The 17,013-nt window shown below is 60.0% G+C and carries 15 protein-coding genes; 4 read left to right on the forward strand and 11 right to left on the reverse strand.

Features of this window, described 5'->3' with window-relative positions:
* Nucleotide 1 precedes the first annotated feature (1 nt).
* Both pfkB and ptsP read right to left on the reverse strand, forming a co-directional pair.
* Nucleotides 2–943 (reverse strand): 1-phosphofructokinase, encoded by a 942-nt coding sequence (gene pfkB / locus ACW55A_RS21150; protein WP_003430696.1) that lies wholly within the window; start codon nucleotides 941–943, stop codon nucleotides 2–4.
* Complete coding sequence (gene ptsP, locus ACW55A_RS21155) at nucleotides 943–3,813, reverse strand: phosphoenolpyruvate--protein phosphotransferase (RefSeq protein WP_455809575.1); 2,871 nt, start codon at nucleotides 3,811–3,813, stop codon at nucleotides 943–945. The genes pfkB and ptsP overlap by 1 nt, the downstream gene beginning before the upstream one ends.
* A gap of 355 nt (nucleotides 3,814–4,168) precedes the next feature.
* Here ptsP and cra point away from each other — a divergent pair, with 355 nt between their 5' ends.
* Both cra and ACW55A_RS21165 read left to right on the forward strand, forming a co-directional pair.
* Entirely contained in the window at nucleotides 4,169–5,164 is a 996-nt protein-coding gene (gene cra / locus ACW55A_RS21160) for a catabolite repressor/activator (RefSeq protein WP_003371318.1), read from the forward strand.
* Nucleotides 5,165–5,166: 2 nt separating this feature from the next.
* Nucleotides 5,167–5,961, forward strand: coding sequence for a TatD family hydrolase (locus ACW55A_RS21165; RefSeq protein ID WP_074809160.1), 795 nt, complete (start codon nucleotides 5,167–5,169; stop codon nucleotides 5,959–5,961).
* A gap of 34 nt (nucleotides 5,962–5,995) precedes the next feature.
* Here ACW55A_RS21165 and ampE read toward each other — a convergent pair whose 3' ends face one another.
* From ampE to ACW55A_RS21180, 3 genes are all read right to left on the reverse strand, one after another.
* On the reverse strand, nucleotides 5,996–6,832 hold the full coding sequence (gene ampE, locus ACW55A_RS21170) for a regulatory signaling modulator protein AmpE (protein ID WP_003371314.1): 837 nt from the start codon (nucleotides 6,830–6,832) through the stop codon (nucleotides 5,996–5,998).
* 15 nt (nucleotides 6,833–6,847) lie between these two features.
* Nucleotides 6,848–7,396 (reverse strand): 1,6-anhydro-N-acetylmuramyl-L-alanine amidase AmpD, encoded by a 549-nt coding sequence (ampD, locus tag ACW55A_RS21175; protein WP_003430703.1) that lies wholly within the window; start codon nucleotides 7,394–7,396, stop codon nucleotides 6,848–6,850.
* 222 nt (nucleotides 7,397–7,618) lie between these two features.
* Nucleotides 7,619–9,859 (reverse strand): DUF1631 domain-containing protein, encoded by a 2,241-nt coding sequence (locus tag ACW55A_RS21180; RefSeq protein ID WP_498811573.1) that lies wholly within the window; start codon nucleotides 9,857–9,859, stop codon nucleotides 7,619–7,621.
* Nucleotides 9,860–10,212: 353 nt separating this feature from the next.
* Here ACW55A_RS21180 and nadC point away from each other — a divergent pair, with 353 nt between their 5' ends.
* Together nadC and ACW55A_RS21190 are read left to right on the forward strand one after the other, a co-directional pair.
* Entirely contained in the window at nucleotides 10,213–11,061 is an 849-nt protein-coding gene (nadC, locus tag ACW55A_RS21185) for a carboxylating nicotinate-nucleotide diphosphorylase (protein WP_044310142.1), read from the forward strand.
* Nucleotides 11,062–11,108: 47 nt separating this feature from the next.
* Complete coding sequence (locus tag ACW55A_RS21190) at nucleotides 11,109–12,185, forward strand: TIGR00266 family protein (protein ID WP_003430709.1); 1,077 nt, start codon at nucleotides 11,109–11,111, stop codon at nucleotides 12,183–12,185.
* Between the two features lie 224 nt (nucleotides 12,186–12,409).
* Here the strand turns inward: ACW55A_RS21190 and ACW55A_RS21195 are convergent, their stop codons facing one another.
* The 6 genes from ACW55A_RS21195 to ACW55A_RS21220 are packed head-to-tail and all read right to left on the reverse strand — an operon-like array spanning nucleotide 12,410 to nucleotide 16,985.
* Nucleotides 12,410–12,988, reverse strand: a complete 579-nt coding sequence (locus tag ACW55A_RS21195) for a TerD family protein (protein ID WP_003371304.1) — start codon at nucleotides 12,986–12,988, stop codon at nucleotides 12,410–12,412.
* A 37-nt stretch (nucleotides 12,989–13,025) separates the two neighbouring features.
* Nucleotides 13,026–13,601, reverse strand: a complete 576-nt coding sequence (locus tag ACW55A_RS21200; RefSeq protein WP_003371302.1) for a TerD family protein — start codon at nucleotides 13,599–13,601, stop codon at nucleotides 13,026–13,028.
* A 27-nt stretch (nucleotides 13,602–13,628) separates the two neighbouring features.
* Nucleotides 13,629–14,663: a TerC/Alx family metal homeostasis membrane protein gene (locus ACW55A_RS21205; protein ID WP_003371301.1), complete on the reverse strand. Its 1,035-nt coding sequence runs from the start codon at nucleotides 14,661–14,663 to the stop codon at nucleotides 13,629–13,631.
* A 26-nt stretch (nucleotides 14,664–14,689) separates the two neighbouring features.
* Nucleotides 14,690–15,223 (reverse strand): tellurite resistance TerB family protein, encoded by a 534-nt coding sequence (locus ACW55A_RS21210; RefSeq protein ID WP_498811574.1) that lies wholly within the window; start codon nucleotides 15,221–15,223, stop codon nucleotides 14,690–14,692.
* On the reverse strand, nucleotides 15,190–16,383 hold the full coding sequence (locus ACW55A_RS21215) for a TerD family protein (RefSeq protein ID WP_498811575.1): 1,194 nt from the start codon (nucleotides 16,381–16,383) through the stop codon (nucleotides 15,190–15,192). Before ACW55A_RS21215 ends, ACW55A_RS21210 begins: the two co-directional genes overlap by 34 nt.
* A complete protein-coding gene (locus ACW55A_RS21220) occupies nucleotides 16,380–16,985 on the reverse strand; it encodes a TerD family protein (protein ID WP_499140635.1) in 606 nt (201 codons plus the stop codon). Before ACW55A_RS21220 ends, ACW55A_RS21215 begins: the two co-directional genes overlap by 4 nt.
* Nucleotides 16,986–17,013 lie beyond the last annotated feature (28 nt).

Raw genomic sequence — 17,013 nt, forward strand, 5'->3', positions numbered from 1 at the left:
CTTATTGTTCTGAAAGGCTGCGTACAGTGACGCCGCCTTCAAGCCGTTTGAGTTGCGCGGCATCGGTGATACCGAAACCGATCTGGGTCACCGCCATGGCGGCAATCGCTGTGGCAGTGCGCAAGGTCTTCTGCGGCTCTTGACCGCTGATCAAGCCGTGCACCATGCCTGCCAGCAGCGAGTCACCCGCACCGACCGTACTGGCCACGGTGACCTTGGGCGGCAGTGAATGCAGTGCCACGCTCGGGCTGAACCAGTGCACGCCTTCGGAGCCTTGAGAGATCACCACATGCTCGATGCCCTGCGCCTGCAAACGCGCAGCCGCCTCGGCTTGTGCAGCGATGGAGATGATCGGTGCGTCGAGCGCATCAGCCAGCTCTTCGGTATTGGGTTTGATCAGCCAGGGCCCGGCCTTCAGACCGGCACGCAAGGCCAGACCACTGCTGTCCAGCGCCACTTTCAGACCGAGGTCCTTGAGCATCAGCAACAGTTTTTGCAGCCACTCCGGCGTGACACCGCGCGGCAGACTGCCCGCCACGACCACCACGTCGAAACCCTGAGCGATCTGTTCAACGCGAGTGAACAGCGCTTGCTGCGCCTCTTCACTAACCTGGGGGCCCGGGCCGTTCAAGTCAGTGATGCGGCCACTGCCTTCGGCCAGCTTGATGTTGCTGCGCGTTTCGCCCGGCACCCGGACAAACTCGTCGACGAACTGACGGCGCTCGAACAACGCCTCGAACGCTTGCTGATTATCAACACCGAGAAAACCGGCAACGGTCAGGTCATGGCCCAGATCAGCCAGCACCTGCGCCACATTCAGGCCTTTGCCCGCGGCGTGAGTGAGCATCGCCGTGCTGCGGTTGACCTGGCCCAGCTCCAACTGCCCCAACTGCACAGTCAGGTCCAGCGCCGGGTTCATGGTCAGGGTAAGAATCTTCGCCATTACACAGCCTCCACAAGCGCGCGGACTTCAGCGGCGCTGCCCGCCGTCAGCGCATTTTGCGCCAGTTGCTGAGCGCTGCTCAGGGTCAGTTCACGTACGCAGGCCTTGACCTCGCCAATGCTGCGCGCCGAAACACTCAATTCATCCACGCCCAGACCGACCAGAATCGGCACGGCCAGCGGGTCTGCAGCCAGCTCACCGCACACGCCCACCCATTTGCCGTTGGCATGCGCAGCGCGCACGGTAATGTCGATCAGTTGCAGCACCGACGGGTGCAGGCCGTCAGCCTGGGCCGACAGCGTCGGGTGGCCGCGGTCGATGGCCATGGTGTATTGCGTCAGGTCATTGGTGCCGATGCTGAAGAAGTCCACTTCCTTCGCCAGCACCGGAGCGATCAGCGCCGCCGATGGCACCTCGATCATGATCCCCAGTTGCAGGTCGCTGACCGGAATTTCCTCGCGCAGGCGCTGGGTCATGTCCCGCGCCTGACGCCACTCTTCAAGCGTGCCAATCATCGGGAACATGATGCGCAGCGGGCCGCTGTCTGCCGAACGCAACAGGGCGCGAAGCTGGCTTTCCATGACGTCAGGGCGCTGCAGGGTAAGACGGATACCGCGGACGCCGAGGAACGGGTTTTCCTCTTTGGCGATCGGCCAGTAAGGCAGCGGCTTGTCGCCACCGACGTCCAGCGTACGCACCACCAGCGGACGCCCGCCCAGATCGGTCAACACGCGGCGGTATTCAGCTTCCTGCGTAGCTTCATCGGGCGCCTGGGAATGCGCCATGAACAGCAGTTCGGTACGCAGCAGGCCGACGCCTTCCGCGCCCTGCTCCACGGCGGCCGGTGTGCCGGTGCTGTCGCCGATATTGGCGAAAACTTCGACAGCATGACCATCGCGCGTCACGGCGGGCTCCATGCGTGCTTCGGCTGCCGCCTTGAGACGCTGCTCACGCGCGTCACGGTCCTGAACTGCGCGCTGCAGAGTCGCCTCGTCAGGCGCGACGGTCAGCCGTCCGCGCTGGCTGTCGAGCAGCAGTACGGTGCCCGGCTTGAGCAGCAACACTTCATCACCAGCCCCTACCAGTGCAGGAATGCCCAGCGCACGCGCCACGATGGCGCTATGCGCGGTGGCACCGCCACGTGCGGTAAGAATACCGGCGACCTGCGCCGGGTCGAGACGGGCAACGTCGGACGGGCCGACTTCGTCCATCACCAGAATGTAGGGTTCGTCCGGGGCCGCAACGGTTTCGACGCCACAGATCTGCGCCAGTACGCGGCGACCGACGTCACGCAGGTCTGCGGCGCGCTCGGCCAGCAACGCGTCCTGTAGCTGTTCCTGCTGAACGGCAGCGGTCTCGATGACCGTGGCCCACGCAGCCGCCGCGCTTTCGTCGTTATTGAGGCGCACCTCGACTTCGTTGGTCAGTTCCGGGTCTTCGAGCATCTCCTGGTGGGTGATGAAGATTTCCCGGATGGCCTTTGATTTGCTGCGCTGAATGAGATTTTCGATATCGCTGCGCACTTCGCCAATCGCCTTGTGCAAGCGCTCGCGCTCGGCAGCCACCGACTCACCCCGCTGGGGATAATCGAAGCTTTGCAGCACTTGAATATGCGCCGGCCCCATGGCAATGCCAGGTGAAGCAGACACGGCCTGCAACACGCTGCCTGCTGGAGGAGCGCTGAGCGGTTTGGCAGCCGCCGGGGCCGGCGCTGGCGCAGCCTCGGTCTGCGAGACAGCAGGCAAGGGTTCGACTTCCTCGCCCAGACCTTGCTCAACGGCAGCGATCAGGGCTGGCAACGCGTCGTCGGCGATGGTCGGCTCGGCAATGAATTCCAGCGTCTGACCACGGCGCGCACCGAGGCTGAGCAGCTTGCTCAGGCTCTTGGCCGACACGGCGGCTTCGCCGGTTTCCAGCACACGCATGCGGATCTCGCCGTCAAACTCCTTGGCCAACTGCGCCAGTATCTTCGCCGGGCGAGCGTGCAGGCCATGGGCGTTGGCCAGCTGAATCTGCCGGGTCGGCCACTCGGCGGGCAGTTCGCCGCCGAGCGCTTCCAGCACGGCGCGACTGTTGGTGGCGTGACCCAACTCGTGGCCACGGCCTTCGATCAGCAACAGACACAGACGCTCGAGCAGCGCCTGATGCGCCTCACCGAGGCTGGCCAGGCAGAACAGACCGGTCAGCGGCTGACCCAGGTAGCGCATGGGTTTGTCGGGGGTGACGAACGCCAGACCGGGACGCTTGACGGTTTGCTCGCTGTGCAGCCACCAGAGGCCATCACCCAGCGACAACGCCTCCACTTGCTGGAGCACGGCGGCAAAACCGTTGCTCACGCAGTCGGCCTTGCGCAACAGGCGTGCGCCGCGCCAGACCAGTTCTTCGAAATCGTCGGCCGAAACGCCGAGGCTGATCATCTGGGCGTCGAGTGCCAGTTCCTGCGGAGCGCCCTGCAATAGCTTGAGCAGGTCTTCCGGGGTCTTCGCTTCGCGCAGCGCCTGGCCGAGGTCCTCTTCACCCAGTGCGCGCGTCAGCAGTTGCAGCAAACGCAAGTGCTCGTCGGATTTGGCAGCGATACCAATCGCCAGGTAAACCATTTGTCCGTCGCCCCAGTCCACCCCTTCGGGGAACTGCATCAGACGCACACCGGTGGTAAACACCAGGTCGCGGGTTTCGGGTGTACCGTGTGGGATGGCGATGCCCTGGCCGAGAAAGGTCGAGCCTTGCTGCTCACGGTTCATCAGCCCGGTGAGGTAGCCCTCGGCAACCAGACCATCAGCGACCAGGTGGTCGGCAATCAGCTTAAGTGCGGCAGTTTTATCCACAGCCGACTGGGCCATGGATATTTGCTCCAGAGTGAGTTCGAGCATTGCCTTGACTCCTGTGCAGCGCCAAGGCGCCACCTGATTCTTGTTTTAATGACGATCACGTGATCGACAGCTTAGGGGGGATGAGGGTGATATCTTTCCGAGCATCGTATCGGACATCACTTTCATCTCGATTGCAGCAGACAACAGGCGTGCTGAATCGTTTAATCTAGAATTGCCCGGCACGTTACTCGATTCTGCGGATTCATTGAAGCCCGGACGGCGCGATCACTGTGGGACAATTCCCAAAATACGTGAAGTACTTGGGAATTTCCTACGGTCTGGTGTAAAGATCAGCGCCATGAAAAAAATAACTCGATTGTCCTGAGCCGCGTACCTAATAAAAGGAAATTCCGGGGTGAAACTGAGCGATATCGCACGTCTGGCAGGTGTTTCTGTCACTACGGCCAGTTACGTGATCAATGGCAAGGCCGAAAAACAGCGCATCAGTCCGGCAACGGTCGAGCGTGTCAAAGCCGTGGTCGAGCAGCACGACTTCCGACCCAACCCGCAAGCGGCGGGTCTGCGCAGCCGCCACAGCAAGACACTGGGCTTCATCCTGCCCGACCTGGAAAACCCCAGCTATGCACGCATTGCCAAATTGCTCGAGCAAGGCGCGCGCAGCCTCGGTTATCAATTGCTGATCGCCAGCTCCGATGACGACCCCGCCAGCGAACTGCAACTGTTGCAGCTGTTCCGCGCCCGCCGTTGCGACGCGCTGCTGGTGGCCAGCTGCCTGCCGACCGGTGACGACAGCTACCGGGAATTGCAGCTCAAGGGCACGCCGATCATCGCCATCGACCGGGAAATGAATCCCGAGTTTTTCTGCTCGGTGGTCAGCGATGACCATGACGCCTGCCAGCAACTGACCCACAGCCTCCTGCAAACCCGACCGCGACATATCGCCCTGATCGGCGCACGCCCTGAACTGAGCATCAGTCGCGCGCGTGCAGCCGGCTTCGAACATGCACTCGACGGGTTTACCGGCGCCACCATCATCGAGCACGGCGAAGCGTTCAGCCGCCAGTGTGGTCAGCGTTTGATGACCGAACTGCTACAGCGCCAGGGGCATTTTCCGGACGCGTTGATCACAACGTCTTATGTGCTGCTGCAAGGCGTGTTCGATGTGCTGCAAAGTCAGGTGCTGCAATCGCCTCCACTGCATCTGGGCACCTTCGGCGATACGCAGTTGCTCGATTTTCTGCCGTTGCCCGTCAACGCCATGGCCCAGCAACACCAGTTGATCGCCGACAAGGCCCTGCAACTGGCGCTGGCCGCTATCGAGAAGGACGATTACCAGCCCGGCGTGCACGCGATTGCCAGGGCTTTCAAGCAACGTATTCACGAGGCGTGACTGTGACGCTGATCGATACCCATACCCACCTGGATTTTCCGGATTTCGATGCCGACCGCGCTCAGGTTCTGGACAACTGTCTGACGCTTGGCGTTGAGCGCATGGTGGTGCTTGGGGTGTATCAGCGTAACTGGCAGCGGCTCTGGGAACTGACCGAAGCCAACCCCGCCCTGCACGCAGCGTTCGGCATGCATCCGGTGTACATCGATGAGCACCGTACCGAACACCTGATCGAGCTGGGCAACTGGCTGACGCGCCTGAAAGGCCATCCGCAGTTATGTGCGGTGGGTGAGATCGGTCTGGATTATTACGTAGAGCGCCCGGACAAGGCGCGTCAGCAGACGCTCTTTGACGCGCAATTGCAGCTGGCAGCGGACTTCAACCTGCCCGCCTTGCTGCACGTGCGCCGCAGCCATGCCGATGTGATCTCGACGCTCAAGCGCCACAAACCAAAACGCAGCGGCATCATTCACGCCTTTGCCGGCAGCCGCGAAGAGGCACGCGAATACATCAAACTGGGGTTCAAACTGGGTCTGGGCGGAGCGGCGACCTGGCCGCAGGCACTGCGCATGCATCGGGTCATCGCCGAACTGCCGCTGGACAGCGTGGTGCTGGAAACCGACTCACCGGACATGGCGCCCGCCATGCATCCCTACCAGCGCAACAGCCCGCAGCACTTGCCCGACATTTGCGAGGCCATCGCGGAGCTGATGAAGATCAGCCCCCAGCGACTGGCCCAGGCGAGCACGGACAACGCCTGCGAACTGTTCGACTGGCCTCGCCTGTCACACACCTGATGTCACCTGCCTGACCCGTGCGGCCAGGATCGGATCAGAGCAGAAGGGTCCACAGGGCAAACCCTGCGTACCAGACCACCGCCGCACGTACCAGCAGCTCCCAGAGCATGTCGAGGCCGGTGACGCCCTGCGCGCCCATCATCGGCGGCGGGACCTCGCTGGCAGCGCAGCCAACGCGCGTAATCAGTTGTGCAGCGCTGATGTTCCAGTTCAGCAGTTCATGCAGCATCACCCGGGTGACCGCCACAAAATTGCCGACCAATGCGAAGCTGGCGGCGAGCAACCTGACCGGTACCCAGTCAAAGGCATGGCGCAACTGCCCTGCACGCTCGACCAGTGCTGGAGTCTTGCCGTGCTCGGCAGCAAGTGCCAATAGCCTGTAGGCCAGCGCAGCCACCGGGCCGAGTACGAAGTACCAGAAAATCACGGCGAAGAAACTCTGAAACGCCTGCCAGAGCAGGTAGCCCTGCACACCCTGCAGCAATTGCTCGCTGTTGTCCGCCTGCACGCCCATGTCGCGCTCGGCCACGTGCACCGCAGCCTGCGCATCGCCACGTCGGCAGGCATCGCGAAACGGCCCGAGCACCGCAACCAGATCCACCCGGCCAAGGCTGTAGATCAACACCAGCAGGTGAATGGGCAGAACCAGCCAGCCATAGGCTACCGAGCCGATGATGGTCAGCGCCAGTTGCAGGATCAGCACGGGCACGAGCACCAGCAGCGCCAGCATCAACCAGGGACGTGTCGAGGTCCGCGGGCTGGCCTCGAGCTTTGCCAGTTCTTTCAGCCACGGCCCGTCACGCTGAACGCGCTGACGCAGGGCAGAAAACTTTTCGATAAGAACGGCCAGCAGTAGCACCAGAAAACTCATTGTTCGTCCCTCACATCAATCCAGCAAAGCCGCTCGAAACCTGGCCCAGTCAAAACAGGGCCCAGGATCAGTCTTGCGTCCCGGTGCCACGTCACTGTGACCACAGATACGCTCGGGGGTGATCGCCTCGAATGCCTGGCGCAACTGTCGCGTCAGGTCGATCAGCGCGTGGTATTGCGCATCGGTGAAAGGCTGGTCATCCGTCCCCTCCAGTTCGATGCCGACAGAAAAGTCATTACACCCTTCCCGGCCCTGAAAACAGGAAACACCGGCGTGCCACGCACGATCAAGACAAGAGACGAACTGAATGACCTCGCCATCACGTTCAATCAGAAAATGCGCTGAAACGCGCAGATCGGCAATCCCCACAAAGTAGGGATGCTCGTCGGTGTCGAGCCGGTTCTGAAAGAAAGCCTGCACCTTGCCGGTCTTGAATTGCGCTGGCGGCAGGCTGATGTTGTGGATCACCAGCAGCGAGATTTCGCCTTCGGGTCGCGCATTGAAGTTGGGCGAGGGGCAATGCTGCACGCCGTCGCACCAGCCGCTTGCGGAGTCCAGTTGCATGAATGCTCCTTGAACGGGGGTAAATAAGTAGCGCTGATTATGCCCGTGACAGCAGCTGACGTGGGGGTTGGGGTACGGATCCGCGATGTAGGAAAGACGCCGTAGATGCAGGGATCTGTGACGGAGCGTCACTGGCACGTGCCAACGCGAGGCGTCGGCACGCTGGTCAATCGGCTGCCTGACGATCAGCAGCGCAGACGAACGATAGCTTTAATCAGTCAATCAGGCGCCCTTGAGGTTGCGCAGGTTGCTGATGACGGACTCCAGAGCCCGATCGAAGAGTAGCGCGTCGTCGAGAATACGCACCGCACCGCGACGAAATTCGACGGCAAGGCCGGTGCGGGTCTTTTCCAGAACCTTCATGCCGGTACGATTGACGAACACATAACGTCCGGTAGGCTCGACAATCGCGGTCAACTTGCAACGCAGCTTGTGCTCTTCATCTTCCTGAATCTCGACCCAGCAACCGACCCGCAACTTGTCGACCATCTGCAGGCCTGCATCGTCGTCGGGTAGCTGAACCACCGGTTCATTGAGCATCTGCTCTTCAGGAGTAATCAGAACGATTTCCTCGACCACCGCCATCATCGGCGGGCCTTCGACGGCCAGGCCGTCTGCCTGAACGGTATCGCCCTCGCCTTCCTGCAAGCGCGAGAAGTGCTGAAAAGCCTGGACATGCAGCGACTCCAGTTGGCTGAAGAATTCGCTGGTGGCAAACGGGTCGAACGCGGCGCTGGTCAAGCCATCACGCAGCGACTTGAGCAGTCCCGGAACCAGCTCCAGCAAGCGCTGCAGAGCCTGCGGGTCGTCGTGCAGCTCGACGCTCCAGATCAACTCGTCCATGGTCTCCAGCCCGGCCTGCCACTCGCTGGACTCTTCGCCATGCTTGAGACAGGTCAACAGCAGGACCTTGCTCCAGGCCTCCTGCAACAGCCGCACAACCACCTCGGGCAAGGTTTTGCCCAATAGGCGCTGATTCAGCTCATGCTGCACCTGCTGCCTGGCCAATTCGGCACGGGCGCGCCCTTCTTCGGCATCGCGGGTGCGCTGCTCGAGCAACTCGCTGCGGCGACGCTCGTCACTGGTGAAGGCCAGAAAATCCGCCAGCAACTCGGAAAAAATTGCCGGGTCATCGACAAAATCATTGAGCAGGCGCTGCACGATCTGCTCGACACGCTGATACAGCGAGTCGCGCTGATAGTCGTCACGACCGCCCCAGCCCAATGCGGCAGTGGCAATTTCGTTAAGCAGGCGACGGGCAGGATGACTGCCGCGGCTGAAGAAGCTCTTGTCGATGACCGCCACTTTGAGCATCGGAATCTGCAGGCGCCCGATCAAAGCACGCAATGAAGGCGTCAGGTTGCGGTCATCGAGAATGAACTCGAACAGCATGGCGATCAGGTTGATGACGTCCTCGTCACCGACACCGACGATTCTGGATTTGCCGGTCTTGACGTTGACTCGCGTCAGCAGTTGTTCCAACTGATTGCGCAGGTCGAAATCGTCTGAAGTGTCCTGCGACGGCACATATTGCTGCAAGTGAGACAGCAGGCGCAGCAGGTCCCGGCTGGAAATCGGACGCACTTCAGCGTTGGGCTCATGACGCGGCGCGAGATTACCGCGCACGTGCAGCAGCAGTTCCTGCAAGGCCGAGAAGACCTCCTGCACACCCTTGTCGAGCTTGTCGGCGGCTTCGTTCAGGGCAGGGTCGGACATCTCGGAGACACGACTTCTGGGCGCCGCCCTGTCGGATGAACGACGGGCCGGCAATGCTTTCATGTTCGGTAATACACCTGTGGCAATCAGCAACTGATTGGCTTCGCTGTACAGGTCGTCCGTATTGGCCAGGACGTACTTCTCGAACAGTTTGAGAATGATCAGTTTGACCTTGATCTCGACGCCAAGGCTGCGCCCGGCGTCCAGAAAGAACCTGCACAGCATCGCCGGCCCCAGGGGGTTGGAGTCTTCGGCAATGGCTTGCGGAATGAGCACGTTCAGGCGTGCAGTGAGCTGACCCAGAGCGAGGGCGTCACGGCTCATGACCTTGCTGACCATAGCGTCCACGGCCACGGTCTTCTCGAGATCGTCGTTGTGCACCAGCGACAGCTTGTCGAAGGACACAGGGGCCGGAAGCACAGGCTCCTGAATCTGATACTGGCCCAGGACCAGAAAGGACTCGTAGAACTTGTCGAGGAAGCCACGTTCTATGCTTTTGCGCTTGAGGCGCAGGTCACGTATGGCTTCAAAAAAGATGTTCTGCTCAGTGTTGCTGCGGGCGCGGTCAGCCATTTCGAACAGCGTATCGTCGGCGTTATCGAACAACGCCTGCAATGCATCCTTGAGCTGCTGGGCCGCCTTGTCGCGAACCTGCAACAACACAACGGGTAACCGGGCCAACGGAGTACCCGCCCCCTGCAAAGGGAACGATTTGCTCAACGGCACTACTTTTTCGTCGTTTGGCATTACACCCCCTGACAGGAAACAACCTGAACCCCATCACAAACGTGGCTTGTTACCCTCGCACTGTGAAGCGACCCCCTTGGCCTTGCGCAACGTCAAACTCATGGCGTCAATTACAAGTCGGATTATCTTTCAAAACTTGTCATCAACGCCAGTGAGACTTTTCTTTCACTCTCGCGAAGGAAGCGGCAAGGCATTCATGTGCAGCGATAGACCGCGATATTCGCTTTCCATCGCAAACGAATTTGCCAAACCGACCAACTGCACGTTTCCAGGGGTAACACCCTGGCATGGCGCTGGTGGGTAAGCGGGATGCGGTGCCTTATACTCGAACGACTTTGCTACTGGAGCCCGCTATGCCGAATTTACGAATTGCCGACCTGACCGCCGAGATCGAGGCCAATGTGCGTCGCGCATTGCTGGAGGATGTCGGCAGCGGCGATATCACCGCCCAACTGATTCCGGCAGAACGGCTGGCCAAGGCCACTATCATTTCCCGCGATGCAGCGGTGATCGCCGGTACTGCCTGGGTCGATGCGGTCTTCCGGCAACTGGACCCGCGCGTCGCCGTGCACTGGCAAGTGACCGATGGCGACCGTGTCAGTCCCAATCAGGCGCTGTTTCACCTTGAAGGCCCGGCCCGCTCGCTGTTGACCGGCGAACGCAGCGCGCTCAATTTCCTGCAGATGCTCTCGGGAGTGGCCACCCGGGCGCAGTACTTCGCGGACATGGTCGCGGGCACTCAGGTCAAACTGCTGGATACCCGCAAGACCCTGCCGGGCCTGCGCCTGGCGCAGAAATACGCGGTCACCTGCGGCGGCTGTCATAACCATCGCATCGGGCTCTACGACGCTTTTCTGATCAAGGAAAACCATATCGCAGCCTGTGGCGGCATCGCTCAGGCAATAGAAGCGGCGCACCGGATTGCCCCCGGCAAGCCTGTGGAAGTCGAGGTGGAAAGCCTGAGTGAGCTCAGGCAGGCGCTGGACGCAGGCGCCGACATCATCATGCTCGATGAATTGAGCCTTGATGACATGCGCGAGGCTGTGCGCCTTACCGCAGGCCGTGCCAGCCTTGAAGCCAGCGGCGGCATCAATGACGACACCCTGCGGGTGATTGCAGAAACGGGTGTCGATTACATTTCCATCGGTGCGATGACCAAGGACGTGAAAGCTGTGGACCTGTCCATGCGCCTGAGCCTCTGACGCATCGCGCACAGCCAACTGTCACTATTCGCTCGGGAGTAGACGCTTTGGAACAATGGTTTGTGATGAACGCGGGCAAGCAACTCGGCCCGATGGACGCGGATGCTGCGCGGCTGATTGCCCGTGAGTCGCCCGGCGCGTGGTGCTGGAAGCAGGGCATGCCGGACTGGCAGCCGATCTATCAGGTGCCGCAGGTGCGCGCCATGAAGAAGGACGGGGTGACGCCTTTTCCTGATCCGACGCCGGACATGATCCAGCCCAGGCCGTCCGCGCTGCCGGCGCAGGCAGCCCCGACACCCGCGCCGGCCTCTGTGCCCGCCAGACGCCCTTCGTTTACGCCCGACCCGAACGCCTCGGGCGGCTATGGCCTGGCGCAGACCACCGATGGCGTGGACTTCAAGCTGTACGGCACGGAAACCCAGTTCATCGAACTGGAGCTTGACCCTGGCGAAAGCGCCGTCGCCGAAGCCGGAGCGATGATGTACAAGACCTGCGACGTGCAGATGGAGACCATCTTCGGCGACGGCAGCAATCAATCGTCCGGGCTGCTGGGTTCGCTGTTCGGTGCAGGCAAGCGCATGCTGACCGGCGAGAGCCTGTTCACTACGGTGTTTTCGCAACAGGGTTCAGGCAAGGGCCGCGTGGCGTTTGCAGCGCCCTACCCCGGCACGATACTGCCGCTCAACCTGCGCGACTTCGGCGGCAGGCTGATCTGTCAGAAAGACAGTTTTCTGGCTGGCGCCAAGGGCGTCTCCATCGGTATACAGTTCCAGAAGAAAATCCTCACCGGTCTGTTCGGGGGCGAAGGTTTCATCCTGCAAAAGCTGGAAGGTGACGGCTGGGTGTTCGTGCACATGGGCGGCACGGTGCGCAAGATCGAACTGGCGGCAGGCGAAGCGCTGGACGTCGACACCGGATGCCTGGCAGCCATGACCCAGACCGTCGATTACGATATCCGCACGGTCGGTGGCGGCATCAAGTCGATGCTGTTCGGCGGCGAAGGGGTTTTCTTCGCCAGACTGACCGGCCCCGGCACAGTATGGCTGCAAAGCCTGCCCTTCTCCCGACTGGCCGGGCGCATGCTGGCCGCAGGACCATCGGGTGTGGGCAGAAGCGAACGTTAACCTCAGCACTACGTTATTGGACCGAAGACTGTGTTGCGCACTTGCAACTATCGTGCGGCGCTCTGCGTCGCATGCCGTTCCGGACGCTCCGCGTCCTCTTGACGACGCAGAGCGACGCGACATGCATTCCCACGCTGGAGCGTGAGGAACGATAGCTATGATCAGCACCCAATAAAAAAACCCCGCCATCGCTGGCGGGGGTTTTTATTGGGCGCTGCTCGGGTTTAGCCGATTGCCACGCCATGAGCTTCTGCCAACGGCTTCAGACCGCCGGCAAAGCCCTGGCCAATGGCCTTGAACTTGAACTCTTCGCCATTGCGATACAACTCGCCGAAGATCATCGCGGTTTCGGTCGATGCATCTTCCGACAGGTCGTAACGAGCAACTTCCTTGCCGTCAGCCTTGTTCACAACGCGGATGTAAGCGTTGGAAACCTGGCCAAAGCTTTGCTTGCGCTCTTCAGCGGAATGGATGGTGACCGCGAAAACCAGCTTCTTCACTGCCGCTGCCAGGCCAGTGAGCTTGACCGTTACCGACTCGTCATCGCCTTCGCCAGCGCCTGAACGGTTATCGCCCAGGTGCTCGACCGAACCATCAGCCGACTTCTTGTTGTTGTAGAAGATGAAGCTGCTGTCGTCCAGCACTTTGCCATTTTCGCCAACGATGAAGATCGAAGCATCCAGGTCGAACTCGGTGCCATCGGTCACACGCGGATCCCAGCCCAGGCCCACGGTGATTTCTGTCAGGCCAGGGGCCTCTTTGGACAGGGAAACGTTGCCACCTTTACTCAGACTTACTGCCATGTTCTTGATCCTTTCCAGAAAAGTGGTTGGGCGTGAATCAGAAATTCATGCCGAAAGAGTTGGCTACGGCTTTCAGTCCACCGGCAAAACCGCTACCCACGGCGCGGAACTTCCACTCGCCATTGTTGCGGTACAGTTCGGCGAAAATCATCGCGGTTTCAGTGGAAGCGTCTTCTGCCAGGTCATAGCGAACAACTTCAGAACCTGACTGCTCATTCAATACGCGAATGAACGAGCCACCCACCTGACCGAAGTTCTGCTTGCGGCTGTCTGCGTCGTGAATGGTCACGACGAAAACAACTTTCTCCACATCGGCAGGGACACGGGCCAGATCGACCTTGAGGACTTCGTCATCGCCGTCGCCAGCACCGGTACGGTTGTCACCGGTGTGCTCGACAGAACCGTCGGCGCTCTTGAGCTGGTTGTAGAAAATGAAGTCAGCTTCACTGCGGACCTTGCCATTGGCGGCCAACAGGAATGCGCTGGCGTCCAGGTCGAAATCCTGTCCGTCAGTGGCTCGCGGATCCCAGCCCAGACCGATCAATACGTTGGTCAGGGTAGGGTCGGTTTTCGACAGCGAAAGGTTGCCACCTTTTTGCAGAGTCAAAGCCATGATTCGTTTATCTCCTTTATCCAGTGTTTACGCTTTTTCTTCCGCGGATTCGTCTTTGCCCGGGAAGAGCAGGCTTGCAACGATACCGATGATCAATACGACGACCACAACCAGCAGGCTGGTGTTGGCGCTGATCTCGTAACCGTGATGGAACAGGTGGTTGGTTGCATTCAGGCCCAGTTTGACGGCGATGAAGAACAGCAAGGCGATAACCGCTTTCTCCAGGTGCACCAGGTAGCGCTTGAGGGCTTCCAGAACGAAGTACAGGGTACGCAGACCGAGAATCGCGAACAGCATGGCCGAGAACACGATCAGCGGCTCGCGGCTCACGGCAATGATTGCAGGCACGGAGTCGAACGCGAACAGCACGTCGGAGATTTCCGCCACAACCAGACACAGGAACAGCGGGGTCGCGAACAGAGCGCCTTTGGCCGCCAGCGTGATACCGGCGTTTTCAGGCTTTTTGACTTCCTGCTCAAGAACCGAGCGACGAACGAAGAAGTTGCTGCCGTGCAGTTTTGGCCACACCGGGAACAGCTTCTTGGCGAAGCGATAAGCCATGTGTTGCGAGTAGTCGACTTCTTCGTCGTCGTCATCGCCCGCCCTGAGCATCATGATGGCTGTCCAGGCAACGATGACCGCAAACACCACTTCGACCCATGGGCCCAGCGCCAGAAGGCCGGTACCGATGGCGACGAAGATGCCGCGGAAGACGATGGCACCGATGATGCCCCAGTACAGAACGCGGTGGCGCAGGCCATCCGGAATCTTGAACCAGGAGAACAACGCCATGAACACGAACAGGTTGTCGACGCTCAACACTTTTTCCAGCGCATAACCGGTCACGAACAGCGTGGCGACTTCAGAGCCGTGCTGGACATACAGGAAACCGGCGAAGGCCAGCGAAATGGCGACCCAGAAAATCGACCACGCCGAGGCTTGCGCGAGGGTGATTGGCTTGTTTCCCCGGTGGGAGAACATGTCGATAGCCATGGCCGTAACGGCCAGACCGACGAAAACCGCCATCGTGAGTGGAGGGAAGCCTAGAGAGGTGCTTTCCATTTAACTGCGTTCCTTAGGGTAAAAAATTAGAGGTCGAAATCGGACGGGTTGAGGCCAAGCTCTCGACAGATCGTGCGGCAGACTTCCCGCTCTTTCTCATCGAAGCTGCCATCGGCGCCGCCGATAGCACAGCAGACGCGCACCAGCAAACGGGCTGCATCTTCTTTCTTTTTGATCTTGCCGATGGTTTTCAAGGCCTCGGCACGACCAATTTCAAAATCGAACTCGAACTTTGAGCAGGCTTCCTGGAAGCCCTGGATGACGTCCTTCATGTCGAAAACTTTCAGTTCCTGAGAGTTCTGAATGAAGCCGGCCATTTTCTGCTTTTCACTGGAGCTGATATCACCGTCTGCGGCCGATACCAGAGCACAGCCGGAAACCACAGCCTCCATGAATTCGCGATTCTTGAACTTCGAGACTTCCGAAGCCAGCTTGTCGCGAGCAGCTGTTGCGTTTGTTTTCAACCAGTCCAGCATGTCTATCTCCCATGAGGCGGCACAGCCAGCCCAGAAATACCACGGTATGTTTACTTGGAACCGGCAGCCCAGCGCATGCCCCATCCGTAGGCTTTATCCATGTTGCTGTGGCCGTTATGGAAATCCACACGACGCGTCACCTTGACCGCACCGTTGTCATTTTCCAGCAGGGCAATGGCACACATGCCCTGGCGACCGCCCTCTTCATTGAGGCGAACCTCGATGGGCGGCTGGCCCGGCGCGTGAATGGTGACGACCCCGTCGGTTTCCTTCCAGTTCGGCGCACCTTCATAGATGAACGCGTAGACCAGAATGCGACGGATCTTGCTCCAGTGCGCGCCATTGATATGCAGCCACTCACCGTCGCTGATCGAGCCGGTACGGTCATCGCCCATCAACTTGATGAACGGCTCGGTGTTGAGCGAACCGAACGAGTTGCCCAGCGCCTGAACAGCGCCTTTGAGACCGTCCTGCATTTCGAAGAGGCAGCCTACATCAAGGTCGATGGCATTGCTCTTCTTCATAGAGAAGAAGCCACCGCCCTTGCTGTCGTTACGACGGTTCCAGTTCAGGTTGACCCGAATCTCACCGAAACCGGCACTGGATTTTTCCAGACTGATCGAAGCACGGGTCTTGTCGAGCGTAATCTTGCTCAGACTGACGGTCGACTTGGGCACAGGCGCTGGAACAGGTGCAGGTGCAGGTGCAGGTGCAGGTGCAGGTGCAGGCTGATCCTGCGGCGCGGCGACTTCAACGCCGAAGTTTTTTGCCAATGGCTCAAGGCCGCCAGCAAAACCCTGGGCCACGCAACGGAACTTCCATGCCCCCTGACGCAGGTAGAACTCGCCCAGAATCAACGCGGTTTCTTTCATGCCGCTGGTAGGGATATCGGCTTCGATACCACCGGTGATGTTCAAGGCCAGGCGCGACACGCTGCCAAAACTGGCCTTGTTCTCATAGATGGTCGCCGTCAGAGCCACCTTCTCGATGGCTGAGTCGAGACGGCTCGGATCAAGACTGAACACTGCGCGTCCGGCTGACGCTTCCGTCTGCTGCAGCGCACCGCCGTTCACGCTTTTCTGGCCGTAGAAACACATGTCCTGATCGCCACGGACCTTGCCGGAACCGGTCAGTAGGAACGCAGACACATCGATATCCGCATCCGCGAGCGGAGAGTAAATAACTTCCACCGTCAGCGGGCCGGCAGCGACCGGCGCATTGGCGCCCGGGACAAGTTGGGTCATGCGCGTACAGCCCCGATCGCCAGCTCGACCAGATCATCTGCAGTACGGCCATTGGTGACCTGCCCTACTGCGGTGAAATCCCAACCTGCAGGGGTGCGCGCCAGATAGGACATCACCACGCCGGTGTGCTGACCTTTTTCGGACAGATCAAAGCGGCCCAGTTCGTTACGGCTGCCCAAGTCGACAATACGGCAGTAGGCGTTGGCGACTTTTTCGAAATTCTGACCGGTGAACGAATTGACGGTGAACACCAGGTATTTGACCGTGGCAGGCAGTCTTTCCAGATCGACGCTGATGGTTTCATCGTCGCCTGCGCCTTCGCCGGTACGGTTGTCACCCGAATGCTGAATGGCACCGTCACGCGATTGCAGCTGGCGAAACCAGACCAGATCGAGGGGCTTTTTGTCGGCGTCGAGCATGATGCACGAGGCATCCAGGTCGATATCGCCGCCGCCACCACCGAGCAATTTACCGAAGAAACCACTGGCTTTTTCAGGGTCCCATCCAAGTCCCATGCTGACTTTCTTGAGGCCTGTACCAGCAGTTTTCTCGAGTGAGATCGTCTGGTTCTTTGCCAAAGTGAGTGCCATTTTTCGCTCCATGTGACGTTGGATTTCGGATAAAAGTGTT

Source organism: Plantibacter cousiniae (nom. nud.) (assembly GCF_977070315.1).

Coding starts and splice junctions, on each gene's coding strand:
- ptsP (WP_455809575.1), bottom strand. CDS start 3,813: ATGCTCGAACTCACTCTGGAGCAAATATCCATGGCCCAGTCGGCTGTG.
- ACW55A_RS21180 (WP_498811573.1), bottom strand. CDS start 9,859: ATGCCAAACGACGAAAAAGTAGTGCCGTTGAGCAAATCGTTCCCTTTG.
- pfkB (WP_003430696.1), bottom strand. CDS start 943: ATGGCGAAGATTCTTACCCTGACCATGAACCCGGCGCTGGACCTGACT.
- nadC (WP_044310142.1), top strand. CDS start 10,213: ATGCCGAATTTACGAATTGCCGACCTGACCGCCGAGATCGAGGCCAAT.
- ACW55A_RS21215 (WP_498811575.1), bottom strand. CDS start 16,383: ATGACCCAACTTGTCCCGGGCGCCAATGCGCCGGTCGCTGCCGGCCCG.
- ampE (WP_003371314.1), bottom strand. CDS start 6,832: ATGAGTTTTCTGGTGCTACTGCTGGCCGTTCTTATCGAAAAGTTTTCT.
- ACW55A_RS21210 (WP_498811574.1), bottom strand. CDS start 15,223: ATGGGGCATGCGCTGGGCTGCCGGTTCCAAGTAAACATACCGTGGTAT.
- ACW55A_RS21200 (WP_003371302.1), bottom strand. CDS start 13,601: ATGGCTTTGACTCTGCAAAAAGGTGGCAACCTTTCGCTGTCGAAAACC.
- ACW55A_RS21205 (WP_003371301.1), bottom strand. CDS start 14,663: ATGGAAAGCACCTCTCTAGGCTTCCCTCCACTCACGATGGCGGTTTTC.
- ACW55A_RS21220 (WP_499140635.1), bottom strand. CDS start 16,985: ATGGAGCGAAAAATGGCACTCACTTTGGCAAAGAACCAGACGATCTCA.
- ampD (WP_003430703.1), bottom strand. CDS start 7,396: ATGCAACTGGACTCCGCAAGCGGCTGGTGCGACGGCGTGCAGCATTGC.
- ACW55A_RS21195 (WP_003371304.1), bottom strand. CDS start 12,988: ATGGCAGTAAGTCTGAGTAAAGGTGGCAACGTTTCCCTGTCCAAAGAG.